Source organism: Kribbella steppae (genome assembly GCF_004342025.1).
Classification (GTDB): Bacteria; Actinomycetota; Actinomycetes; order Propionibacteriales; family Kribbellaceae; genus Kribbella; species Kribbella steppae.
Genome location: NZ_SLWN01000006.1, coordinates 116,980 through 140,178 on the forward strand (window position 1 = coordinate 116,980; position 23,199 = coordinate 140,178).

Sequence of the window (23,199 nt, forward strand, 5' to 3'; positions counted from 1 at the left end):
ACCGCGTGACAGTTCCACTCGATGTCGAGCCGGGATCGTCGGCAGCTGAGCCGGAGGCCGTAGTCGCAGGCGTCGGCAAGATCGAAGGCCGGTCGCTGTGGCAGATCTCCTGGATCCGGCTGAAGCGGGACAAGGTCGCCATCGCCGGCGGCTTCTTCGTCGTCTTCCTCATCCTGGTCGCGATCTTCGCGCCGCTGATCTGCAAGCTCGTCGGCGTCACGCCGAACGACTTCCACCAGGACCTGGTCGACCCGTCGCTGCAGACGCCGATCGGGAAGTGGAACGGAATCAGCTGGGACCACCCGTTCGGGGTCGAGCCGGTGAACGGCCGCGACATCTTCGCCCGGATCGTGTACGGCGCCCGGATCTCGCTGCTGATCGCGTTCCTGGCCACCCTGCTGTCGGTCGTGATCGGCACCGTGGCGGGGATCGTCGCCGGTTACTTCGGCGGCTGGGTGGACACGCTGATCAGCCGCCTGATGGACATCTTCCTGGCCTTCCCGCTGGTGCTGTTCGCGCTGGCGCTGGTCGGCGCGCTGCCGGACAGGATGCTCGGGCTGACCGGTAACCCGCTGCGGGTGGCGCTGATCGTCTTCATCATCGGCTTCTTCAGCTGGCCCTACATCGGCCGGATCATCCGCGGCCAGACGCTGTCGCTGCGGGAGCGGGAATTCGTCGACGCGGCCCGCAGCCTCGGCGCGCGGCGCCCGTACATCCTGTTCACCGAGCTGCTGCCGAACCTGATCGCGCCGATCCTGGTGTACGCGACCCTGCTGATCCCGACCAACGTGCTGTTCGAGGCGGGTCTGTCGTACCTGGGCGTCGGCGTCCGGCCGCCGGCGGCCAGCTGGGGCGACATGCTGTCGATCGCGGCGAACTGGTACCAGGTCGAGCCGCTCTACATGGTTCCGCCCGGATTGGCCATCTTCGTCACGGTGCTGGCCTTCAACCTGTTCGGCGACGGGCTACGGGACGCCCTCGATCCCCGCTCGCGATAGGTCTTCTCTCCAACCAGGGAGCCTGGCTCTCACAAAAAAAGGGGTGCAACAACAGATGAGATGGAATCGCATCACGACGGCAACAGCCGTCAGTGCGGCCGTCGCCTTGAGCCTGGTGGCTTGTGGGGGCGGTGACGGCGGCTCCGAAGATTCGGGCGGCGGCACAAACGCGACGACGGCCGAGTACGACGCGGCCGTCAAGGGCATCTACAACCCGAGCGACAAAAAGGGTGGCACGCTCCGGATGGCCATCACCGAGAACTGGGACTCCCAGGATCCCGGTGACACCTACTACGGCCTGTCCTGGAACCTGGTGCGCAACTACGTCCGGCCGCTGATGGTGTTCAAGTCTGCTCCCGGCAAGGAGGGTGCGGAGGTCGTTCCGGACCTCGCCGAGGCCGCCGGTGTGCCGAGCAACGACGCCAAGACGTGGACCTACAAGATCCGCAAGGGCGTCAAGTTCGAGGACGGCACCGAGGTCAAGGCCAAGGACGTCAAGTACGCCGTCGCCCGCTCCCTGGACAAGGCGACCCTGCCGAGCGGTCCGACGTACTTCAACGACTTCCTGCTGGACGTGCCGAAGGGCTACAGCGTCTACAAAGACCCGACGCTGGCCGGTGTCGCCAAGGCGATCCAGACCCCGGACGACTACACCATCGTCTTCAACCTGAACCAGCCGTTCTCCGGCTTCGACTACTTCGCCCAGCTGCCGGCCACCGCGCCGGTGCCGCAGGCCAAGGACAACGGTGCGAAGTACAAGCTGCACCCGATCTCGACCGGCCCCTACAAGTTCGAGAGCAACGACCCGAACAAGGGCATGGCGCTGATCCGCAACGATCAGTACGACCCGGCCACCGACCCGAACTCGGGCCGCAAGGCGCTGCCGGACAAGATCACCGTCGCGTTCAACGTGAACGGCCCCGACATCGACAACCGGCTGCAGGCCGGTGACCTCGACGTCGACATCGCCGGCACCGGTGTGCTCGCGGAGACCCAGGCCAAGATCCTGGCGAACCCGCAGCTGAAGTCCCACGCCGACAACGTTCCGGCCCCGCGACTGAACTTCACCGTGTTCAACAGCGAGGTCAAGCCGCTGGACAACGTCGACTGCCGCAAGGCGATCCTGTACGCCGCCGACCACGAGGGTTACCAGCGCGCGTACGGCGGACCGATCGGTGGCGACATCGCCACGAACCTGATGCCGCCGCTCGTCACCGGCGCGCAGAAGTTCGACGACTACGGCTTCGAGCAGGACAAGAACGGCAACGTGGACAAGGCCAAGGAAGCCCTGACGGCGTGCGGTATGCCGACCGGCTTCAGCACCAACATCGCCTACCGGGCGGACCGGCCGAAGGAGAAGGCGGTCGCGGAGTCGCTGCAGCAGTCGCTGAAGCGGGTCGGCATCAACCTGACCCCGAAGGGCTTCCCGACCGGTGACTACACCAAGCTGTACGCCGGCAAGCCGGACTACGCGAAGGCCAACGGCCTGGGCATGATCGTCTACAGCTGGGGTGCGGACTGGCCGGACGGCTTCGGCTTCCTGAGCCAGATCGTGGACAGCCGCGTCATCCGGGCCACCGGTGGTAACACCAACCTGGGTGTCCGGATCCCCGAGGTCGACCAGCTGATCGACCAGGCGCTGAAGGAGACCGACAAGGCGGCCCGCGAGAAGCTGTGGGTCGACGTCGACAAGAAGGTCATGGAGCAGGCCGCCGTACTGCCGGGCATCTGGGCCAAGGGCCTGCTGTACCGTCCGGACACGCTGGCCAACGTGTACGTGAGCGACAGCCAGAACATGTACGACTACGCAGGTATCGGACTGAAGTAGTCGACAGCTGATCTGAGCTGCCCTGACCAATCCTGATTCGCCAGCAGAGGTAGGTGAAGGCTGAGGGTGGCCGGTGATCCGCAGGATCACCGGCCACCACGCCGAGCACGGTGTTCGCATATCTGGTCCGCCGGGTGATCGGAGCAGTGGTCCTGCTCTTCATCGTCACGGCCGTCACGTTCTCGATCTTCTTCATGGTCCCCAAGCTCGCCGGTGCGTCCGCCGACGACCTGGCCTCCCGCTACGTCGGCAAGAGTGCAGGCGCGGAGCAGATCCACGAGACCGCAGTCAGGCTCGGCTTCACCGACCCCCTCTACGTGCAGTACGGCCGCTTCGTGAAGGGCCTGTTCGTCGGACAGGAGTACAACTACGGTCCGGCGACCGAGCACTGCCCGGCGCCCTGCTTCGGCTACTCGTTCCTGAACCAGCAGCCGGTCTGGCCGGATCTGGTCGACCGACTACCGGTGACCGCGTCGCTGGCCCTCGGCGCGGCCGTCATCTGGCTCGTCACCGGGGTTGGCACCGGTATCGTCTCGGCGCTCAAACGCGGCTCGGTGCTGGACCGATCACTCATGGGGGTGGCACTCGCCGGGGTGTCGCTACCGATCTTCTTCACCGGCCTGCTGTCGCTTTCGATCTTCAGCTACGCCCTCGGGTGGACCGCGCAGGGCGGTACGAACCCGATGGACGCGTCGAACGTCTTCGAGTGGGCCTACGACCTGATCCTCCCGTGGGTCACTCTCGCGTTCCTGTACGCCGCAGCGTACGCACGGCTCACCCGGGCCGGCATGCTCGAGACGATGAACGAGGACTTCGTCCGCACCGCCCGGTCCAAGGGCCTGACCGAGCGGGACGTGGTGATGAAGCACGGCCTGCGGTCCGCGCTCACGCCGATCCTGACGATCTTCGGTCTCGACCTGGGGCTGTTGCTGGGCGGTGCGATCCTGACCGAGACGACGTTCTCGCTGCCGGGGATCGGTCAGTACGCCGTCATCGCACTGCGGGCGAACGACCTGCCCAAGGTGCTCGGCGTGACGCTCATCGCCGCGTTCTTCATCGTGCTGGCGAACCTGATCGTCGATGTCCTGTACGCCGTCGTCGACCCGAGGGTGCGAATCTCGTGACCGAACCTCAAGACCTCTCGCAGCGGCAGGACACCGTCCAGCGGATCGAACGCGGCGAAGCCTTTCTCGACGTCCGCGACCTCAAGGTGCACTTCCCGACCGACGACGGTGTGGTGAAGTCGGTCGACGGGATCTCGTTCAAGCTCGAGCGTGGCCAGACCCTCGGCATCGTGGGCGAGTCCGGCTCCGGCAAGAGCGTGACCAGTCTGTCGATCATGGGCCTGCACCCGCCGGGTGTCGCCAAGATCAGCGGTCAGATCTTCCTCGACGGGCAGGACCTGATCTCGTCCAGCCGGGAAGAGGTCCGCCGACTGCGCGGCAAGCGGATGTCGATGATCTTCCAGGATCCGCTGTCCGCGATGCACCCGTTCTACACCGTCGGTCACCAGATCATCGAGGCGTACCGGGTGCACAACAAGGTGAGCAAGCAGGTCGCGCGCAAGCACGCGGTCGAGATGCTCGACCGGGTCGGCATCCCGCAGCCGGACAAGCGCGTGGACTCCTACCCGCACCAGTTCTCCGGCGGTATGCGGCAGCGCGCGATGATCGCGATGGCGCTGTCCTGCGACCCGGACCTGCTGATCGCGGACGAGCCGACCACCGCGCTCGACGTGACCGTGCAGGCGCAGATCCTGGACCTGATCCGGGACCTGCAGCGCGAGTTCAACTCCGCCGTCATCATCATCACCCACGACCTCGGCGTGGTCGCCGAGCTGGCCGACGAGATCCAGGTGATGTACGCCGGTCGGGCGATCGAGTACAGCTCCGCGGAGGGCATCTTCGACCGGCCGCAGCACCCGTACACCTGGGGTCTGCTCGGTTCGATGCCGCGGATCGACCGGGAGCGCAGCGAGCGGCTGATCCCGATCAAGGGCACCCCGCCGAGCCTGATCCACGTGCCGCAGGGCTGCGCGTTCAACCCGCGCTGCAACTACGCCCACCTGAACGGCGGCGCCAGCGAGACCGAGCGGCCCGAGCTGCTGGACATCGGCGACGGCCACCTGGTCGCGTGCCACCTCTCCCCGGAAGAGCGCAAGAAAGCGTGGGAGACCGACATCAAGCCGAAGCTGTGACGGGACGACGACTGTGACGACTGCGAACACCGAACCCACCGCCGTCCCGGGTGTCACCGAGCCCAAGCTCGGTGAGGAACTGCTCTCGGTCACCGGCCTGGTGAAGCACTTCCCGATCCGTAAGGGCCTGCTGCAGCGCCAGACCGGCGCCGTCCAGGCCGTTGACGGTCTGACCTTCAACGTGACCCGTGGCGAGACGTTGTCACTGGTGGGGGAGTCCGGCTGTGGCAAGACGACCACCGGCCGGCTGCTGACCCGGCTGCTGGAGCCGACCGAGGGCCAGATCATCCTCGAGGGCCGCGACATCAGCCACCTGTCCGAAGGAAAGATGCGTCCGCTGCGTCGCGACGTGCAGATGATCTTCCAGGACCCGTACGGCTCGCTGAACCCGCGGCACACGGTCGGCAAGATCGTCGGGGCGCCGTACAAGCTGCAGAACGTGAAGACCGAGCAGGGTACGAAGAAGTCCGTGCAGGAACTGCTCGAGCTGGTCGGCCTGAGCCCGGAGCACTACAACCGCTACCCGCACGAGTTCTCCGGCGGCCAGCGGCAGCGCATCGGTATCGCCCGGACGCTCGCCCTCCGCCCGAAGCTGATCGTCGCCGACGAGCCGGTGTCCGCGCTGGACGTGTCGATCCAGGCGCAGGTGGTCAACCTGCTCGAGGACCTGCAGAACGAGTTCGACCTGACGTACGTGATGATCGCCCACGACCTGTCCGTCGTACGGCACGTCTCGGACCGGGTCGCTGTGATGTACCTGGGCAAGATCGTCGAGCTGGCCGACCGGGTCGACCTGTACGAGAACCCGATGCACCCCTACACGGTGGCGCTGCTCTCGGCTGTCCCGATCCCGGACACCACGCGCAAGGCCAAGCAGGATCGCATCCGGCTGCAGGGCGACGTCCCCAGCCCGATCAACCCGCCGCCCGCCTGCCGCTTCCACACCCGCTGCTGGAAGGCCCAGGAGATCTGCAAGACGACAGAGCCACCGCTCCTGCAGTTGGCTCCCCGCCACCAGACCGCCTGCCACTTCCCGGAGAACCAGCCCTCGGACAAGCCGGTCGCCCCGGCCCCCAGCCCGGACACCGACCCCAGCTGAGCCCCGTCCGCTGAGCCCCGCAGCTGAACAGGTCCTGGACGGGACCGGTTGGTGAGGTTCTAGGGTCGGGGTATGGAAGCGATGCTTGACCACTTGGTGTTCGCCACGCGTGACCTGGCGGGCGCTGTGGAGCGGTTTGCGGCCGCTACCGGGGTAGAGCCGGCTGAGGGTGGACGGCATGAGGGGCGGGGGACTCGGAACTATCTGGTCGGGCTGGGGGCCTCGTCGTACCTCGAGATCATTGGGCCGGATGTGGAGAGGCCGGGGTCGCAGCCGGCGCCGTTCGGGATCGATGAGCTCGAAGGGGACCGGTTGGTCACCTGGGCGGTTCGGCCGGACAACATCGAGGCCGCGGCAGCAGTGGCCAAGGAGGCCGGGGCGGATCTGGGCCCGATCCTGCCGATGAGCCGGACGACGCCGACCGGCGAGGTGCTGAGCTGGCGGCTGGCGGCGAAGCATCCGGCGCCGTACGACGGGATCGTGCCGTTCCTGATCGATTGGGGGACGAGCCGGCATCCGGCCGGGTCGGGACTGCCGTCGGTCGAGCTGCTCGAGTTCGGGGCAACGCATCCGCGGCCTGACGAGGTTTCCGCCGTACTGGAGGCGCTGGAAGTCGCCTTGCCGGTGGTTTCTGGTGCGCCTGGATTGAAGGCCACAGTCGGTGGGCCGGGCGGTACCTACTCGCTGTCTTGAGGTCACAGAGTGTCGCAGCCGGGAGGCGGGCACATGGCGTTCGACAATGTCGAACGACGAGCGTTGTGCCGCCTCCCGATCGCTCTTAGATTCCAGCCAGCCGTGGTCGTCACGGCGTGGAAGGGAGGCTAGGCATGGCTACGACCGAAGCGGTCAAAGCAAGAACCCTCCTGGGGGAGTGTTCCGCCGAGTTCGCCGGAACGTTCATCCTGATCCTGTTCGGCGTGGGTGTGGTGGCACAAGTGGTGGCCGGCGGGATCGGGGATCACGACTCGATCGCATGGGCCTGGGGTATCGGTGTGACGATGGGCGTGTACGTCTCGGCCCGGGTCAGCGGCGCTCACATCAATCCCGCGGTGACGATCGCCCTGGCGGCCTTCCGCGGGTTCGCCTGGCGAAAGGTGCTGCCGTACATCGGTGCACAGTTCCTCGGCGCGTTCGCGGCGGCTCTGGTGGTCCGCTGGAACTACTCCGAGGTCCTGCAGAAGTTCGACCCCGGCCTGACCATCAAGAGCCAGGGCGTGTTCTCCACCCTGCCGGGCAACGGCTCGGTGGAGCTCGGGGTCGGCATGTGGGGTGGATTCCTGGACCAGATCATCGGTACGGCGATCCTCATGATGGTCATCCTGGCCATCGTCGACCTGCGCAACACCGCTCCCATGGCGAACCTCGGCCCGTTCATCATCGGCCTGCTGGTCGTCGGGATCGGGATGGCCTGGGGAACTCTGGCGGGGTACGCGATCAACCCGGCGCGTGACTTCGGGCCGCGGCTCGCGTCCTACCTGACCGGCTACGGGGGAGCATTCAAGGACCAGTTCGGTGATCCCTATTTCTGGGTCCCGATCGTGGGACCGATCATCGGGGCGCTCATCGGCGCGCTCCTCTACGACCTGCTGGTCGGCCGGAACCTGCCGGTCAGTGACGAGGACGAGGAGCCGGGCCGGGTACCCGAGGAGGAGACGACAGCATGATCCACCGCACCACAGCGCAGTGTGAGGAGAGGACTTTCCATGGCTGACTTCGTCGGTGCCGTCGACCAGGGCACCACGAGCACCCGTTTCATGATCTTCGACCACTCGGGCAACGAGGTGGGAATCCACCAGTTGGAGCACGAGCAGATCCTGCCGCAGGCCGGCTGGGTCGAGCACAACCCGGTGGAGATCTGGGAGCGGACCAGTTCGGTGATCCGGACCGCGATGAACTCGAAGGGCCTGCAGGCCAGCGACCTGGCGGCGCTCGGCATCACCAACCAGCGCGAGACGGCGGTGGTCTGGAACCGCAGGACCGGACGGCCGTATTACAACGCGATCGTCTGGCAGGACACCCGGACCGACCGGATCGCGTCCGCTCTGGAACGCGAGGGCAAGGGCGACGTGATCCGGCAGAAGGCCGGCCTGCCGCCGGCGACGTACTTCTCGGCCGGCAAGGTGCAGTGGATCCTGGAGAACGTCGACGGGGTCCGGGCGGCGGCCGAGGCCGGTGACGCCGTGTTCGGCAACACCGACACCTGGCTGCTGTGGAACCTGACCGGCGGCGTCGACGGCGGTGTGCACATCACCGACGTGACGAACGCCAGCCGGACGATGCTGATGAACCTGGAGACGCTCGACTGGGACGACGAGCTGATCTCGTTCTTCAACATCCCGCGGCAGATGCTGCCGGAGATCCGGCCCTCGTCGGACCCGAACAAGTACGGCGAGACGCTGGCGAACGGTCCGGTGGGTGGTGTGGTGCCGTTGACCGGTGACCTCGGCGACCAGCAGGCCGCGACCGTCGGTCAGGTCTGCTTCAACCCGGGCGAGGCCAAGAACACCTACGGCACCGGCAACTTCATGCTGCTGAACACCGGCACCGAGCTGGTCCGGTCGAAGGCCGGCCTGCTCAGCACCATGTGCTACAAGTTCGGCGACGAGGCGCCGGTCTACGCCCTCGAGGGTTCGATCGCGGTGACGGGTTCGGCGGTCCAGTGGCTACGGGACCAGCTCGGCATCATCTCCGGTGCGAGCGAGACCGAGACGCTGGCCCGGCAGGTCGCGGACAACGGCGGCGTGTACTTCGTGCCCGCGTTCTCCGGCCTGTTCGCGCCGTACTGGCGTTCCGACGCCCGCGGCGCGATCGTCGGGTTGTCGCGGTTCAACACCAACGCTCACCTGGCCCGCGCAACACTGGAAGCGATCTGCTACCAGAGCAAGGACGTCGCCGACGCGATGGAGAAGGACTCCGGGGTCAAGCTCGAGGTCCTCAAGGTGGATGGTGGTGTCACTGCGAACGAGCTCTGCATGCAGATGCAGGCCGACATCCTCGGCGTCTCGGTGAGCAAGCCGGTCGTCGCGGAGACCACCGCGCTGGGGGCGGCGTACGCGGCCGGTCTGGCCGTCGGCTTCTGGAAGAACAAGGACGAGCTGGTGCAGAACTGGAACGAGGCCAAGCGGTGGGAGCCGCAGTGGGACGACGAGCAGCGGGCCCAGGGGTACGCCGGGTGGCAGAAGGCCGTCCAGCGCACGCTCGACTGGGTCGACGTCGACTGACCACCCTCGGGTACGACGAGTAACGAAATCGGAAGGAAAGACACAGTGGGCGCAGTGGCTCTGTCACCGCAAGCGAGGACCGAGGCCATCGACGCGATGGCCGAGGGACGGGAACTGGACGTCCTGGTGATCGGTGGCGGGGTGGTCGGCACCGGCTCGGCCCTCGACGCCGCGACCCGGGGCCTGACCACCGGACTGCTGGAGGCGCGTGACTTCGCGAGCGGCACCTCCAGCCGGTCCAGCAAGTTGATGCACGGTGGTCTGCGCTACCTGGAGATGCTCGACTTCCGACTGGTGCACGAGGCGTTGCAGGAGCGCGGGCTGCTCCTGCAACGCCTGGCCCCACACCTGGTGAAGCCGGTGCCGTTCCTCTACCCGCTCCAGCACCGCGGGTGGGAGCGGTTCTACGCCGGCGCCGGTGTCGCCCTGTACGACGGCATGGCCGTCAGCTCGGGGCTTGGCGCCGGACTGCCGATCCACCGGCACCTGACCCGGCGCGGCGCGATGCGGCTGGTGCCGAGCCTGAAGAAGTCGGCCCTGGTCGGCGCGATCCAGTACTACGACGCCCAGGTCGACGACGCCCGGCACACGATGGAGCTCGCCCGTACGGCGGCGTCGTACGGCGCTCATGTCGCGAACCGGGTCAAGGTCACCGGTTTCCTGCGGCAGGGCGAGCGGGTGACCGGGGTGCAGGCGAAGGACCTGGAGAGCGGCCGTGAGTTCGAGGTCCGGGCCAAGCAGGTCGTGAACGCGACCGGGGTGTGGACCGACGACACCCAGGCGATGGTCGGCGAGCGCGGTCAGTACCACGTCCGCGCGTCGAAGGGGATCCACCTCGTCGTACCGAAGGACCGGATCCAGTCCAGCACCGGGATGATCCTGCGGACCGAGAAGTCCGTGCTGTTCATCATCCCGTGGGGCCGGCACTGGTTGATCGGCACCACGGATACCGACTGGGACCTGGACAAGGCGCATCCTGCCGCGACCAGCAAGGACATCGAGTACCTGCTCGACCACGTCAACGCGGTCCTCACGACCCCACTGACCCGGGAGGACGTCGAGGGAGTGTTCGCCGGACTGCGCCCGCTGCTCGCCGGTGAGTCGGAGAGTACGTCGAAGCTGTCCCGTGAGCACGTCGTCGCGCACACGGCGCCGGGTCTCGTGGTGGTTGCCGGTGGCAAGTACACGACGTACCGGGTGATGGCCAAGGACGCGATCGACGCGGTCGCCAACGCCCTCGACGGCCGGGTGCCGAAGTGCACCACCAAGAACATCCCGCTGATCGGCGCCGACGGCTACCACGCGCTCTGGAACCAGCGGCACCTGATCGCCCAACGCTCCGGCCTGCACGTCGCCCGGATCGAGCACCTGCTCAACCGGTACGGCGCTCTGATCGACGAGGTACTGCAGCTCGTCGCGGACGACCCGTCGCTCGGCGAGCAACTGCCCGGCACGCAGGACTACCTGAAGGCCGAGATCGTGTACGGCGCCAAGGCCGAAGGTGCTCGCCACCTCGACGACATCCTGGCCCGGCGGACCCGGATCTCGATCGAGGCCTGGGACCGCGGTGTCGGCGCCGCCGAGGCCGCGGCGCGCCTGGTGGCCCCGATCCTCGGCTGGAACGAGGCGACGATCGAGCGCGAGGTGTCGTTCTACATCCGCCGGGTCCAGTCCGAGCGCGACTCGCAGGACCAGCCGGACGACGAGTCCGCCGACAAGGTCCGGCTGGCTGCCCCGGACATCGTGTCGCCCGCCTGACCTCTGGACGCTCCGGTCCTCCCGTGGCTTACTCGAAAGTGGGTGAGCCAGGGGAGGACAGATGGGGGCGGACGCAACAAGTGGGCAATGGCGGACGATGTCCGTCAGCACCGGGATCGCCGGCCTGGCCAGCATCGCTCTGGTGGCCGGCAGCCAGGCGCTGGTGCAGGTCGGCGGTAGCGAGCCGGCTTTCGACGCACCGGCCGATGAGATCCTGAGTTTCTTCGAGGCGCGCAACGACACGCTCTACGCCGCCGGCTCCTTCCTCGGCTTGATCGCCGCGCTGGCTCTGCTCTGGTTCTTCGCCGGATTCTGGGCGGTCCTGCGGGCCGCCGAGGGTGAACCTGGCTGGCGCTCGGTGGTCGCGCTCGCGTCCGGGATCGTGGTCGTGGTCCCGGTGATGAGTCCAGGCTGGGATCTCGCCGGCTTCCGCGTGGATGACGGTGTGGATGCGCAACTCGCCCGCCTCGCCTTCGACCAAGGCAACCTCGGCTTCGCCAACGCGTGGCTCGGCCTGGCGAGTTTCATGGCAGCCGCGGCCTGGATCATCCTCGCGTCGCGTGCGCTGCCGGGATGGCTCGGCTGGTGGGCGGTCGCCGCGGCTGTCGGCTTCCTGGTCGGCCGCGCGCTGTGGACAACCTCGATCTGGCTGATCCCGTACGCCCTCTTCTGGGTGTGGGTCATCGTGGTCTGTGTTCAGCTCCTGCGAGGACGGTGGCGATCAGAGCCGTCCCAGGGGCCGTTCGACCGCCTGGGCCGGGGGATGGAGTGACGTCGGTGGCCTCGAGTGGTTCGCCGCACTCCGAGCAGCAGACAGTTGCCGTGGTCACCTTTCCGCAGGTGTCGTGGGTGAACCGGATCGGCTGACCGGCCGGCGGGGTCGCGTGCCGGTCGCCCCAGGCGGTGAGGGCGAGCAGGATCGGCACGAACTCGCGGCCGGCCTCGGTCAGCTCGTAGGCATAGCGGACCGGATTCTCCTGGTACGGCGTCCGCGCGACGAGCCCACCGTCCATCAGCGTGCCGAGCCGGTCGGTCAGCAGATTGCGGGAGATCCCGAGATCGGTCACGAGCTGGTCGAACCGATCGAGGCCGAGATACAGGTCGCGCAGGACGAGCGGGGTCCACCAGTCGCCGATGATCTCCAGCGACTGGGCGAGCGAGCAGTGCATCGAGGCGAAGCTGGTGTTCCGCATGTCACCATCCTAGTCAGTTGCGTCATTGAACTCACTATCCCTAGGGTGGAATTCCACTGAGCAGAGGGGAGCGAGGCATGTACCACCGGTTCGTCGCGACGCAGGTGCGGAAGGCGTTCGCCGAGATCACTGCCGGCAACTGGGAGGCGATGGTGGCGGGGATGGCACCGTCCTTCACCTACCGGTTCTACGGCGACCACGCGTTGTCCGGCGAGAGGCACACGCATGACGCGTTGCGGCGGTGGTGGGAGCGGTGCTTCCGGCTGCTACCCAACACCAGGTTCGACGTGCAGGACGTGCTGGTCGCGGGCTGGCCGTGGGACACCCGGGTCGCCACCGCGGTCACTGTCGACGTCGGTGTCGCGGACGGCTCCCGCTACCAGAACGTCGTCCACCAGTTCCTGCGGATGAAGTGGGGCAAGATCACCGAGGTCCGCACGTTGGAGGACACCGCCGTACTCCAGCAAACGCTCGACCGTCTGGCCGCCGCCGGCTTCGAGGAAGCCCACGCCGCACCCATCACGGACTAGGGCACGTCTCTCAATTCCCTGCGTCGGCGGGCAATTGCCCTTCCTGGTGGCCGGCTCCAAGCATCAATGCGTAGCCGCGGCGACGGCACTCGAGTTGTACGCCGCGTTGGACCTCGTCGACGTACATCGGGAAGTGCCGGAGGTCGGTCTCCTCGGCTGAGGTATCCAGTTGGTAGTCGAAGGAGTACAGGCCGAGCGCGCCGGCTGAGCCGGTGGCCAGGCCGCGGGCGCTCGCGCTCGGTACGTAGCCGATCGCGGCAGCCGTGGCGAGGACGAGTTCGCGGGTGGACTTCTTCACCCGGTCCGGTTGGGTGAACGAGAAGGACACGGTTGCGGTCGAGACGCCGGCGCGTGCGGCAACGTCGTACACAGTCGGCCGTCGTCCCATGGGGTGCAGTGTAGATGCGGGAGGACCGGCGTGAACCGGTCCTCCCGCCACGGTTAAGGCTTGCGCTAATCCTCCGGACGGATCCAGTTGAACGTCCGCTGGACGGCGGATTTCCAGTTCTCGTACTCGGTGGCACGCCGGTCCGGGTCCATGTGCGGCAGCCATTGGCCGGCCCGGTGCCAGTTGCTGCGCAGTCCCTCCAGGTCCGGCCAGTAGCCGACCGCCAGGCCGGCCGCGTAGGCGGCGCCCAGCGACACCGTCTCGGTCACCATCGGGCGGACCACACGGACGTCGAGCAGATCGGCGAGGAATTGCATCAGCAGATTGTTCGCCGTCATTCCGCCGTCGACTTTCAACGCGGTCAATGCGATTCCCGAGTCGGCATTCATCGCGTCGACCACCTCGAGCGTCTGGAAGCCGGTCGCTTCCAGCACTGCCCGGGCCAGATGGCCCTTGGTGATGTAGCCGGTCAGTCCCGCGATGACACCGCGGGCCTCACTGCGCCAATGCGGTGCGAACAGTCCCGAGAACGCGGGCACGATGTACGCGCCGCCGTTGTCGTCGACGGTCCGCGCGAGGGTCTCGATCTCGGCCGCGGTGTGGATCAGCCCGAGCCCGTCGCGGAACCACTGCACCAGCGACCCGGTCACCGCCATCGAGCCTTCCAGCGCGTACGACGCCGGCTCATCGCCGATCTGGTACGCGACGGTGGTGAGCATGCCGTGCTTCGACCGGACGATCTCCTGACCGGTGTGCAGCAGCAGGAACGAGCCGGTGCCATAGGTGCACTTCGCCTCGCCCGCACTGAAACAGGTCTGCCCGAACAATGCGGCCTGCTGATCCCCGAGCGCGGCCCCGATCCGTACGCCGGGCAGCACCTCGGTGGCGGTCCCGAACACGCCGGACGACGGGCGGATCTCCGGCAGGATCACCCGCGGTACGTCGAACGCCTCGAGCAGCGTGTCGTCCCACTCCAGGGTCTCGATGTTCATCAGCATCGTCCGGCTGGCGTTCGTCACGTCGGTGACGTGCAGACCACCGTTCGTGCCGCCGGTGAAGTTCCAGATCAGCCAGGTCTCCATCGTGCCGAACATCACCTCGCCGCGTTCGGCGCGCGCCCGCAGGCCCGGGGTGTGGTCGAGCATCCAGCGGACCCTCGGCGCGGAGAAGTACGTCGTCAGCGGCAGACCACACAGATCCGCGAACCGGTCCGGGCCCTGGTCACCGGCCAGTTCGGTCACCAGGCGGTCGGTCCGGGTGTCCTGCCAGACCACCGCGTGGCCGATCGGCCGGCCGGTCCGGCGGTCCCAGAGCAGGCTGGTCTCCCGCTGGTTGGCGATGCCGATGGCAACGACCTGGGACGGATCGGCCCCGATCTGCCGGACCGCGGCCGGCACCACCCGGGTCACGTTCCGCCAGATCTCGGTCGCGTCGTGCTCGACCCAGCCCGGCCGCGGGAACAACTGCGGATGCTCCCGCTGCGCCACCGAGACCAACCGTCCGCGCCGGTCGAACAGAATGCACCGCGTCGAGTTCGTCCCCTGGTCCACTGCCGCGACGTACTGCTCAGCCATGTCTCCACCCCCGTCGAAGCATCAGCTGTCCTCCCGTAGGTCGCGACCGATGGCTTCGGCAGTGGCTCGGACCATGCTGACCAGGTCCGTGCGATGGCGCATCCGGCTGTCGCAGATGCGTTCGATCCGGCCGGTCATCGCGACCGCACCGACGACGAGTCCGCCGAGCCCCCGGATCGGAGCCGCGATACTGGCGATCTCGACGGTGTACTCCTCGAACTCTCCGGCCCAGCCCTTGGCCCGGACCGCCGCGAGTTCGTCGGCCAGCCGGACCGGGTCGATGATCGTCCTGGTCGTGTACGCCTCCAGCTTCTGCGGCCGCGCGGCGCCACTGGTGTCGAACGCCAGCACGGCCTTGCCGAGTGCACACGCGTGCGCCGGCAGCGTCGTACCCACGTCGAGGTCCTGGTCGCTGTCGTCGGGGCGGAAGACGTGGTGGACGACCACGACCTTGCCCTCGACGAGGCGGCCGACGCGAACGACCTCGCCGCTGCGGGAGGCGAGTGAGTCGGCCCAGTTGATCGCGCGGCTGCGCAGTTCGTTCGGATCGAGGTAGGTCTCACCGAGCCGGCCGAAGGCGTCACTCAGGTGATAGTGCGCGCCGCTGTGGTCCTGTTCGACGAACCCGACCTGGTGCAAGGTCCGCAGGATTCCGTGCACGGTCGCCTTCGCCAGGCCGAGCGCGTTGCTGAGATCGGCGACTCCCAGCCCGTTCGGGGCGGCCGCCAGCAATCGCAGCACGGCGGCAGCCCGCTCGATGGACTGCACAGTGCCCGGCACACCGGCAGGCTATCTGTCATCCCCCCTCATTTCTTCCCTTCAGCGTTGAGGGATTGCTATTGCTGAGAAGAGAAACAAAGAATGCAGAGGGGAGGAGGGCTACTCCGTGGCGATTGCTTGCAGGACATCGAGGCGTGCGGCCCGGCGTGACGGCCAGACCGCCGCCAGTACGCCGACAACACCGGCAAGCAGTACGGCGGCCAGCAACTGCAGCACGGGGATGTCGAGCACACTCAGACCGTTGTCGACCATCACCCGCTGCACGGACGCCGCGAACACGACACCGATCACCAGCCCGAGCAACGCACCGAGCAGTGTGATCGCGATCGACTCCACCCGCAGCATCCGGCTCAGCTGCGGCCGGTCCATCCCGATCGCACGGAGCAGACCGATCTCGCGGGTCCGTTCGACCACAGCGAGGGCGAGAGTGTTCACGATGCCCAGGATCGCGATCAGGATCGCCAGCGCGAGCAGCATCCCGATCACGCCGAGCGCGACGTTGACCGGCCCGCGGGCATCGGCGACGTACGCCTCCTGGTCGCGGACCCGGATCGTCGGGTAGTCCTTCAGCTCACCGAGGATCGCCTGCCCGGCCTGCGCCGCACCGGTGCTCTGGGCGAGCTCGACGTACAGCAGCGAGTCGGTCGGGGCGCCGCCGATCGCGTCGTACGTCGGCAGCGAGATGACGATCGCGTTGAGCTGGCGGTTCGGCGCGAGGATGCCGGCGACGGTGAGGCGGTGCTTCCCGGTGGTTGTGGTCAGGTCGAACGTCGCACCGGCCGACAGGTTGAGGGTCTTGGCCATCGTGCGGGGGAGCAGCGCCTGACCTGCGCCGAGTCCATCGAGGGAGCCGGACTCGAGCTTCGCCGTGATCGGGCCGTCGAGCGTTCCGTCGCTGACCCCGCTGACCTGGACCGTGGTGTCGCCGACCTTGGCCTGCTGCTGGCGGACCCGGTGCACGGACTCGACGCCGGAGACCTTGGCGACCCGGTCGGCGACCTGCGGGCTGAAGGAGGTGGGGTCGTCCGAGCTGACGACGAGTTCTGACGTACCGATCGCGTCGGTGATGTTCTGCTCGATGGATGCCTTGGCCGAGGCGGCGATCACGATCAGGCCGCTGATCAGGGCGACCGAGATCATCAGCGCCGACGCGGTGGCCGACGTACGCCGTGGATTGCGCTCGGCGTTCCGGCGGCCCAGTGTCACCGGGGCCTGACGACCGAACGGCGACATCAGGGCGCGGACGGCGTACCGGCTGACCAATGGACTGGTCATGACGACGCCGAGCAGCGTGATCGCGGCGGCGAACACCAGGAGGACCGCACCGGGCAGGCCATGGGCCCGCAGACCGATCAGGTACAGCACGACCGCCATCAGCAGCATGAACCCGCCGAGGAGCAGCCGGATCAGCATGGACCGCTCGGGCAGCGCGACGTCGTCGCGCAGCGCGGCCATCGGCGGGAGCTTCCCCGCGCGGCGGGCCGCCGGGTACGCCGCGGCGACCGTGACGCCGATGCCGATCAGGTAGCAGGCGATGACCGGGCCGGCGCCGATCTGCAGCGACGCATTGGGGATGGCGAGGTCGACCCACTGGTAGAGGAATCGGATACCTGCGGCGACACCGATGCCGAGCAGGAGACCGAGGGTGGAGCCGACCGCGCCGATCACCAGCGCCTCGATGAGAACGGTGGCAGTGACCTGCCCGCGCGAGGCGCCGATCGCGCGGAGCATGGCCAGCTCACGGGATCGCTGCGCGACGAGCATCGAGAACGTGTTGACGATCAGGAACGCGCCGACGAACAGCGCGAGCCCGGCGAACAACATCAGCACGGTGCTGTAGCCGCCGAACGCGTCGTCGAGTGCGTTCTCGCCGTCGGCGGCGACCTGCGTGGCCGTGCGGACCGTCACGGTGTCACCGATGGTCTTGGCGATCGCCTTGCTGACGGTGTCCGGGTCGGATCCGGCCGTGAGGGCGACACCGACCGAGGTCCAGCCGGGCTGGCCGAGGAGGAGTCGCTGGGCGGTCGCCGGGTCGAAGGTGACCAGCGGCGCGCCGGCCGCCACACCCGAGACGGTCGGGGTGGTGATCGCGGTGAGTTCGGCGGTGATGGCCTTGGTCGCGGTGACGACGCGGACCTGGTCGCCGACGACGTACCCCTCGCGCGTCGCGGTCGACTGGTCGACGGCGAGCTGGGACTCACCCCACGGCGGTTTCCCGTCGAGGAGCCGGAACGGTGCCGTGCGGACGTCCCGCGGCCACGCGCCGCCGTACGTCGACAGCCCGTAGGTCTCGGTCGGCTTCCCATCCGGCGCCAGGATCTGTACGTCGCTGACCAGCAACTCCGGGTTGGCACCGGCCACACCTGGTACGGCGGCGATGCGCTCGACCACGTCGGAGGTGAACGTCGCGGGCCGGCCGGATCGGACACCGACCGGGTCGACGGGGGTGACCGTGATGTCCGCCGTACTGCTGGAGAAGTTCTTCTTCAACGCGGCCGAGAGGGTGTTGGTGAAGACCAACGCGCCGCCGACGAACGCGATCCCGAGCAGCACCGCGACCGTGCACAGCACGAACCGCAATCGGTGTGCGAGGACCGACCGGAGGCCGAGCTTGAGCATCAGCCGGCCGCTGCCGCAGTCGGGTCGAGCTGCTTCATCGTGTCGAGCACGGTCTCGGCCGTCGGGTCGAGCAGCTCGGACCGCAGTTCGCCGTCGGCGAGGAAGAGAACGCGGTCGGCGTACGACGCGGCGGTCGGGTCGTGGGTGACCATCACGACGGTCTGGCCGAAGTCGCGGACGGAGCGGTGCAGGAAGGCGAGTACGTCGGCGGACGATCGCGAGTCGAGGTTGCCGGTGGGTTCGTCGGCGAACACCACGTCGGGCCGGGAGACGAGGGCGCGGGCGGACGCGACGCGCTGTTGCTGACCGCCGGAGAGCTCGGAGGGCTTGTGGTCGAGGCGATCCTTCAGGCCGATCGTGTCGATGACGGTGTCGAGCCACTCCTGGTCCGGTTTGCGGCCGGCCAGGTCCAGCGGGAGCGTGATGTTCTCCAGCGCGGTCAGAGTCGGGACCAGATTGAATGCCTGGAACACGAACCCGATCCGGTCACGGCGCAGGTGGGTCAGCAGCTTCTCCGGCAGCCGGGTGATGTCCACGTCACCGATGAACACCTGTCCGTCACTGGGCTTGTCCAGCCCGGCCAGACAGTGCAACAGCGTCGACTTCCCGGAGCCCGAAGGGCCCATGATCGCGGTGAACCGGCCTTGACCGAACTCGGCGCTCACATCGGCCAACGCATCCACCTGCGTCTGCCCACCGCCGTACCGCTTCCACAACCCCACAGCCCGCACCGCCACACTCATGCGACGAACCGTATCGGGACGGGGTTCCTCAGCCGTCGACGCCTACGAGGTCTACTCCGGCGGACTCGGCGGCGACCTCTTCGACCGAGCGGGTCGGGAGGGGCGGTGGTGTGCCACCCCAGGCCGGGCAGAGGGGTTTGTGGTCGCACCACTCGCACAGCGGCCCCGGGCTCGGGCGCCAGTCGCCGGACTCGAGCGCCCGGGTGATCGCCATCCACAGCGCCGACACCTTGCGTTCACAAGCGCGCAGATCGGCTTCGTCGGGGATGTAGCGGACGATCTCGCCGTTGCCGAGGTAGACCAGTTGCAGCATCGCCGGCACGACGCCGCGCAGCCGCCACAGGACCAGCGCATAGAACTTCATCTGGAACAGCGCCTTCGCCTCGAAGAACTCCGAGGGCGAGCGACCCGTCTTGTAATCGACCACCCGGATCTCGCCGGTCGGTGCGACATCGAGCCGGTCCACGTAGCCCCGCAGTACCAGACCTGAGTCGAGCTCGGTCTCGACGTAGAGCTCCCGCTCGGCCGGCTCCAGCGCGTTCGGGTCCTCCAAAGTGAAGTACTTGCCGAGCAGTTGGTGTGCCTCGGCCAGCCACTTGGCCAGCTCCTCGCCACTCGCGTCCTCGGCGAACAGCGCCGCCACCTCGGGCTCCGCGGCCAGCACCTGCTGCCACTGCGGCTCCAGCATCTCGGCTGCGTGCTCCAGCGTCCGCTGACCCCGCGGCAGGTCGAACAAGCGCTCGAGCACACCGTGCACGACAGTGCCCCGGACCGCGGCGGCCGACGGCTTCTCCGGCAGCCGGTCGATCACGCGGAACCGGTACTTGAGCGGGCAGCTCATGAAATCCGCGGCCCGGGACGGCGACAACGCCCCACGCGGATGGCCGTGCACATCGGCTTCGGCTGCAAGACTCATCCACGTCCTCGCTTCGCTCCGGGCGCGGCTGAGGCACGAGACACCCTGTGCTTGATGATGAACTCGCTTCGCTCGCTCATGCCTGCACCCTAGGCGAGCCAACCGACACTTCGCGTGCACCCACCCCGAGCCTGTGGAAAACCGGTCCGACGCTCCCAGGAAACTCACAGCGGACTTTCGGCAAACCATCGGCTCGGGTTGCCAGGCTGGTGCCAACAAACACCGGCAAGGAGCCTCTGATGACCCCTCCGCAGAAACCGCCCCGCGAACACGACCTGGGCCTGGAGTACGACCTCGGCACGCTGCAGCGACGGCGGTTCCTCGGCCTGTTCGCCGGCGCCGGCCTCGCCGTCGTGGCGGGTTGCTCGACCGACAACGCCACGGACTCGGCCACCAGCGGTACGACGACCACGACCTCGAGCACCCCGAGCGCGACCACCAGTACGACGACCGGCACGACCACCGACGTGGACGAGATCCCGCAGGAGACGGCCGGCCCGTACCCGGGTGACGGCTCCAACGGCCCGAACGTGCTGACCGAGTCCGGCATCGTCCGCAAGGACATCACCAAGTCCTTCGGCTCCGCCTCGGGCGTCGCGGCCGGCGTACCGCTGACCGTCGAACTCACGATTTTGGATGCCGACAAAGACACGCCGCTGGCCGGCGCTGCCGTCTATCTGTGGCACTGCGACGCGGAGGGCCGCTACTCCCTCTACTCCGACGGCGTCACCAACGAGAACTACCTCCGCGGCGTCCAGGCGGCCGACGCGAACGGCAAGGTCTCCTTCACCTCGATCTTCCCGGCCGCGTACATGGGCCGCTGGCCGCACATCCACTTCGAGGTGTACTCGAGTCTGTCCGAGGCGACCGCCGCCGGAAAGATCAGCGCGACCTCACAGCTGGCCTTCCCGGAGGACGTTTGCAACACCGTGTACGCCACCGAGGGGTACGACGGCAGCGCGCAGAACATGCAGCAGACGTCGCTCGAGGACGACAACGTGTTCGGCGACGACGACGGCGTACACCAGCTCGCCACCGTCACCGGGGACGTCAGCAGCGGGTACGTCGCCAAACTGAACGTCGGGGTCTGAGGCGGAATTGCATGGGTAGGTAGCACGGAGTTACCGCCGGGGAAGTAGCGTTGGGTCGATGCCAGATCCGCGTGAACCCCAGAGCCCCGCCCAGCCGGCCGGCCCGCCGCCGCCCGGTACCTGGGTCCTCGGTCGTATCCGCGGAATCCGGTTGACCATGCGGTTCACCTGGCTGCCGGTGGCGATGCTGCTGGCGATCGGGTTCGCCACGATCATCGGGCAGCAGTTCCCCGACCTGGGCAACTGGCGCTACCTGGCCGCGTTCGCGTTCGTGGTCGCGTTCACGGTGTCGATCCTGGTGCACGAGCTGGCGCACGCGCTGATGGCGCTGCGGTTCGGTATCGGGGTGTCGGAGATCAACCTCGGCTTCTTCGCGGCCGGTACGCATATCGAGGGCGAGCGGAAGTCACCGTTCGAGGAATTCGCCGTCTCGGTGGTTGGCCCGATCGCCTCGCTGGTGGTCGGCGGGCTGGCATACCTGGGCTCCCGTGCCTTCGACGAGGGCGTCGGGTACGTCGCCCTGTGGGAACTCGGAGTGGCCAACCTCATCGTCGGCGTGACCAACCTGCTGCCCGGCCTCCCGCTGGACGGCGGCTGGGTGCTGCGGGCGCTGGTCTGGAAGCTCACCGGCAACATGCACACCGGCACCATCGTGGCGGCGTGGGGCGGCCGGCTGCTCGCCATCGCGGTGTTGGCGGCGCCCGTCCTGCTGGAGGAGATCTGGGGCCGCCAACCGTCGATGATCGACTTCATCATCGCGCTCGCGGTCGGGTTCTTCCTCTGGATGGGGTCGACGGCGTCGCTGATGCAGGCCCGGCTGAAGCGCAAGCTACCCGCGCTCCAGGTCCGGACGCTGGCGCGGCGCGCGATCGCCGTACATTCCGGGACGCCGATCTCCGAGGCCGTCCGGCTGGCCGCCGAGGGGCAGGCCGGGGCGGTGGTGGTGATCGACGGCGAGGGCAAGCCGCACGCGCTGGTCTCGGAGACCGCGGTCGCCGCGGTGGCGCCGAACCAGCGGCCGTGGACCAACGTCAGCGAGGTTGCGACCCGGATCGGCGCGGGCCACATCATCGGAGTCAACGACACCGGTGAGGAGATCCTGAAGACCATCCGCGAGCACCCGGCGTCGGAGTACCTCGTCCTGGATGCCACCGGCTCTGTCTACGGCGTGCTGACCACCGCCGACATCGAGCGGGCGTTCCGCGGTCGCTGACGGTAGCGGGAGCCAAGGCCCCATGACCATGCCGGCGCCGAAGGCCCGGCCAAAAGCAGAGTTAAGGTGAGCGCCTTATGGCTGACTTGCGCGACTTTCCCGACCAGGCGTATTCCGGGGTCCACCACGGCCCGTTGCAAGCGGGGGAGTGGATCACCCTGCAGGACTCCAAGGGCCGCCGGCACTCGGTGTTCCTGGAGCGCGGGAAGATCTTCCACACCACCAAGGGCGGGATCGCGCACGACGACCTGATCGACGGTCCCGACGCTGTGGTGATCAAGTCCAAGGGCGGCGTGGAGTACCTCGCACTCCGTCCCCTGATGGCTGACTACTCCGTTTCCATGCCGCGTGGTGCCGCGGTGATCTACCCGAAGGACACGGCCCAGATCGTCACCATGGCCGACATCTTCCCCGGGGCGAAGGTGGTCGAAGCGGGTGCCGGCTCCGGTGCGCTGACCACCGCGCTGCTGCGCGCGGTCGGGATCCACGGGCAGGTCATCTCGTTCGAGCGGCGGGAGGACTTCGCCGAGGTCGCGCGGAAGAACGTGACCGGTTTCTTCGGCGGTGAGCACCCCGCCTGGCGGCTCGAGGTCGGCGATCTGGTCGAGAAGCTGAACGAGCAGGACGTGGACCGCATCGTGCTGGACATGCTGGCGCCCTGGGAGTGCGTTGACGCGGCAGCAGAGGCCCTGTCACCCGGTGGGGTGCTCTGTGCCTATGTCGCTACCACGACGCAGCTGAGCCGCTTTGTGGAGACGCTGAGGGCCCATGGCGAGTTCACCGAGCCGCGGGCCTGGGAGTCGCTGGTCCGGGACTGGCACGTCGAGGGACTGGCCGTCCGGCCGGGGCATCGGATGCAGGGTCATACCGCGTTCCTGGTCACTGCGCGCAGGATGGCGCACGGTGTTCAGGCGCCGCGCAAGAAGCGCCGTCCGGCCCCTGGTGCCTACGGCGACGACTACAGCGGACCGCGTCGTGTCACGGGCCGCGCTTCGGATCGTCCTGAAACCTCCGAAGACATGCCGACAGCAACGGATTGATCCGCAACCGA

21 protein-coding genes are annotated in these 23,199 nt (G+C 67.9%); 14 read left to right on the plus strand and 7 right to left on the minus strand.

Features of this window, described 5'->3' with window-relative positions:
* Nucleotides 1-5 precede the first annotated feature (5 nt).
* The 10 genes from EV652_RS18230 to EV652_RS18275 all read left to right on the plus strand — a co-directional run bounded on the left by EV652_RS18230 (nt 6) and on the right by EV652_RS18275 (nt 11,873).
* On the plus strand, nt 6-998 hold the full coding sequence (locus EV652_RS18230; protein ID WP_132210354.1) for an ABC transporter permease: 993 nt from the start codon (nt 6-8) through the stop codon (nt 996-998).
* 55 nt (nt 999-1,053) lie between these two features.
* The gene (locus tag EV652_RS18235) at nt 1,054-2,826 is read left to right on the plus strand and encodes an ABC transporter substrate-binding protein (protein WP_132210355.1); all 1,773 of its coding nucleotides are present in this window, start codon (nt 1,054-1,056) and stop codon (nt 2,824-2,826) included.
* A gap of 110 nt (nt 2,827-2,936) precedes the next feature.
* Nucleotides 2,937-3,950, plus strand: coding sequence for an ABC transporter permease (locus EV652_RS18240; protein ID WP_132210356.1), 1,014 nt, complete (start codon nt 2,937-2,939; stop codon nt 3,948-3,950).
* Nucleotides 3,951-3,994: 44 nt separating this feature from the next.
* Nucleotides 3,995-5,023 carry an ABC transporter ATP-binding protein gene (locus EV652_RS18245; protein WP_132210760.1) on the plus strand — a complete coding sequence of 343 codons (1,029 nt, stop codon included), beginning with the start codon at nt 3,995-3,997 and terminating at the stop codon, nt 5,021-5,023.
* Nucleotides 5,024-5,036: 13 nt separating this feature from the next.
* Nucleotides 5,037-6,122, plus strand: a complete 1,086-nt coding sequence (locus tag EV652_RS18250; protein ID WP_132210357.1) for an ABC transporter ATP-binding protein — start codon at nt 5,037-5,039, stop codon at nt 6,120-6,122.
* Between the two features lie 72 nt (nt 6,123-6,194).
* Nucleotides 6,195-6,815, plus strand: coding sequence for a VOC family protein (locus EV652_RS18255; protein ID WP_132210358.1), 621 nt, complete (start codon nt 6,195-6,197; stop codon nt 6,813-6,815).
* Between the two features lie 134 nt (nt 6,816-6,949).
* Nucleotides 6,950-7,786, plus strand: coding sequence for an MIP/aquaporin family protein (locus tag EV652_RS18260; protein WP_132210359.1), 837 nt, complete (start codon nt 6,950-6,952; stop codon nt 7,784-7,786).
* Between the two features lie 39 nt (nt 7,787-7,825).
* Nucleotides 7,826-9,343, plus strand: a complete 1,518-nt coding sequence (gene glpK / locus EV652_RS18265; RefSeq protein ID WP_132210360.1) for a glycerol kinase GlpK — start codon at nt 7,826-7,828, stop codon at nt 9,341-9,343.
* Between the two features lie 45 nt (nt 9,344-9,388).
* The gene (locus EV652_RS18270; protein WP_242001843.1) at nt 9,389-11,101 is read left to right on the plus strand and encodes a glycerol-3-phosphate dehydrogenase/oxidase; all 1,713 of its coding nucleotides are present in this window, start codon (nt 9,389-9,391) and stop codon (nt 11,099-11,101) included.
* A gap of 61 nt (nt 11,102-11,162) precedes the next feature.
* Nucleotides 11,163-11,873, plus strand: a complete 711-nt coding sequence (locus EV652_RS18275) for a hypothetical protein (protein ID WP_132210361.1) — start codon at nt 11,163-11,165, stop codon at nt 11,871-11,873.
* On the opposite strand, the gene EV652_RS18280 is transcribed toward EV652_RS18275, so the two are convergent.
* Nucleotides 11,782-12,294 (minus strand): winged helix-turn-helix transcriptional regulator, encoded by a 513-nt coding sequence (locus EV652_RS18280; RefSeq protein WP_132210362.1) that lies wholly within the window; start codon nt 12,292-12,294, stop codon nt 11,782-11,784. The genes EV652_RS18275 and EV652_RS18280 overlap by 92 nt on opposite strands.
* Before the next feature lie 77 nt (nt 12,295-12,371).
* Here EV652_RS18280 and EV652_RS18285 point away from each other — a divergent pair, with 77 nt between their 5' ends.
* Nucleotides 12,372-12,824, plus strand: a complete 453-nt coding sequence (locus EV652_RS18285; protein ID WP_132210363.1) for a nuclear transport factor 2 family protein — start codon at nt 12,372-12,374, stop codon at nt 12,822-12,824.
* Between the two features lie 10 nt (nt 12,825-12,834).
* Here the strand turns inward: EV652_RS18285 and EV652_RS18290 are convergent, their stop codons facing one another.
* The 6 genes from EV652_RS18290 to EV652_RS18315 form a co-directional block, all read right to left on the minus strand.
* Nucleotides 12,835-13,212, minus strand: coding sequence for a LacI family DNA-binding transcriptional regulator (locus tag EV652_RS18290; protein ID WP_132210364.1), 378 nt, complete (start codon nt 13,210-13,212; stop codon nt 12,835-12,837).
* Nucleotides 13,213-13,277: 65 nt separating this feature from the next.
* Complete coding sequence (gene glpK, locus EV652_RS18295) at nt 13,278-14,786, minus strand: glycerol kinase GlpK (RefSeq protein ID WP_132210365.1); 1,509 nt, start codon at nt 14,784-14,786, stop codon at nt 13,278-13,280.
* 21 nt (nt 14,787-14,807) lie between these two features.
* Nucleotides 14,808-15,566, minus strand: coding sequence for an IclR family transcriptional regulator (locus EV652_RS18300; protein ID WP_132210366.1), 759 nt, complete (start codon nt 15,564-15,566; stop codon nt 14,808-14,810).
* Nucleotides 15,567-15,665: 99 nt separating this feature from the next.
* A complete protein-coding gene (locus tag EV652_RS18305) occupies nt 15,666-18,185 on the minus strand; it encodes an ABC transporter permease (RefSeq protein WP_132210367.1) in 2,520 nt (839 codons plus the stop codon).
* Nucleotides 18,185-18,928: an ABC transporter ATP-binding protein gene (locus EV652_RS18310; RefSeq protein ID WP_132210368.1), complete on the minus strand. Its 744-nt coding sequence runs from the start codon at nt 18,926-18,928 to the stop codon at nt 18,185-18,187. The genes EV652_RS18305 and EV652_RS18310 overlap by 1 nt, the downstream gene beginning before the upstream one ends.
* A 28-nt stretch (nt 18,929-18,956) precedes the next feature.
* A complete protein-coding gene (locus EV652_RS18315) occupies nt 18,957-19,844 on the minus strand; it encodes a RecB family exonuclease (RefSeq protein ID WP_132210369.1) in 888 nt (295 codons plus the stop codon).
* A 239-nt stretch (nt 19,845-20,083) separates the two neighbouring features.
* Here EV652_RS18315 and EV652_RS18320 point away from each other — a divergent pair, with 239 nt between their 5' ends.
* The 3 genes from EV652_RS18320 (at nt 20,084) to EV652_RS18330 (ending at nt 23,188) form a co-directional block, all read left to right on the plus strand.
* On the plus strand, nt 20,084-20,935 hold the full coding sequence (locus EV652_RS18320) for an intradiol ring-cleavage dioxygenase (RefSeq protein WP_132210370.1): 852 nt from the start codon (nt 20,084-20,086) through the stop codon (nt 20,933-20,935).
* 58 nt (nt 20,936-20,993) lie between these two features.
* Nucleotides 20,994-22,148, plus strand: a complete 1,155-nt coding sequence (locus tag EV652_RS18325; protein ID WP_242001844.1) for a site-2 protease family protein — start codon at nt 20,994-20,996, stop codon at nt 22,146-22,148.
* A 77-nt stretch (nt 22,149-22,225) separates the two neighbouring features.
* Nucleotides 22,226-23,188 carry a tRNA (adenine-N1)-methyltransferase gene (locus EV652_RS18330; RefSeq protein WP_132210371.1) on the plus strand — a complete coding sequence of 321 codons (963 nt, stop codon included), beginning with the start codon at nt 22,226-22,228 and terminating at the stop codon, nt 23,186-23,188.
* Nucleotides 23,189-23,199 lie beyond the last annotated feature (11 nt).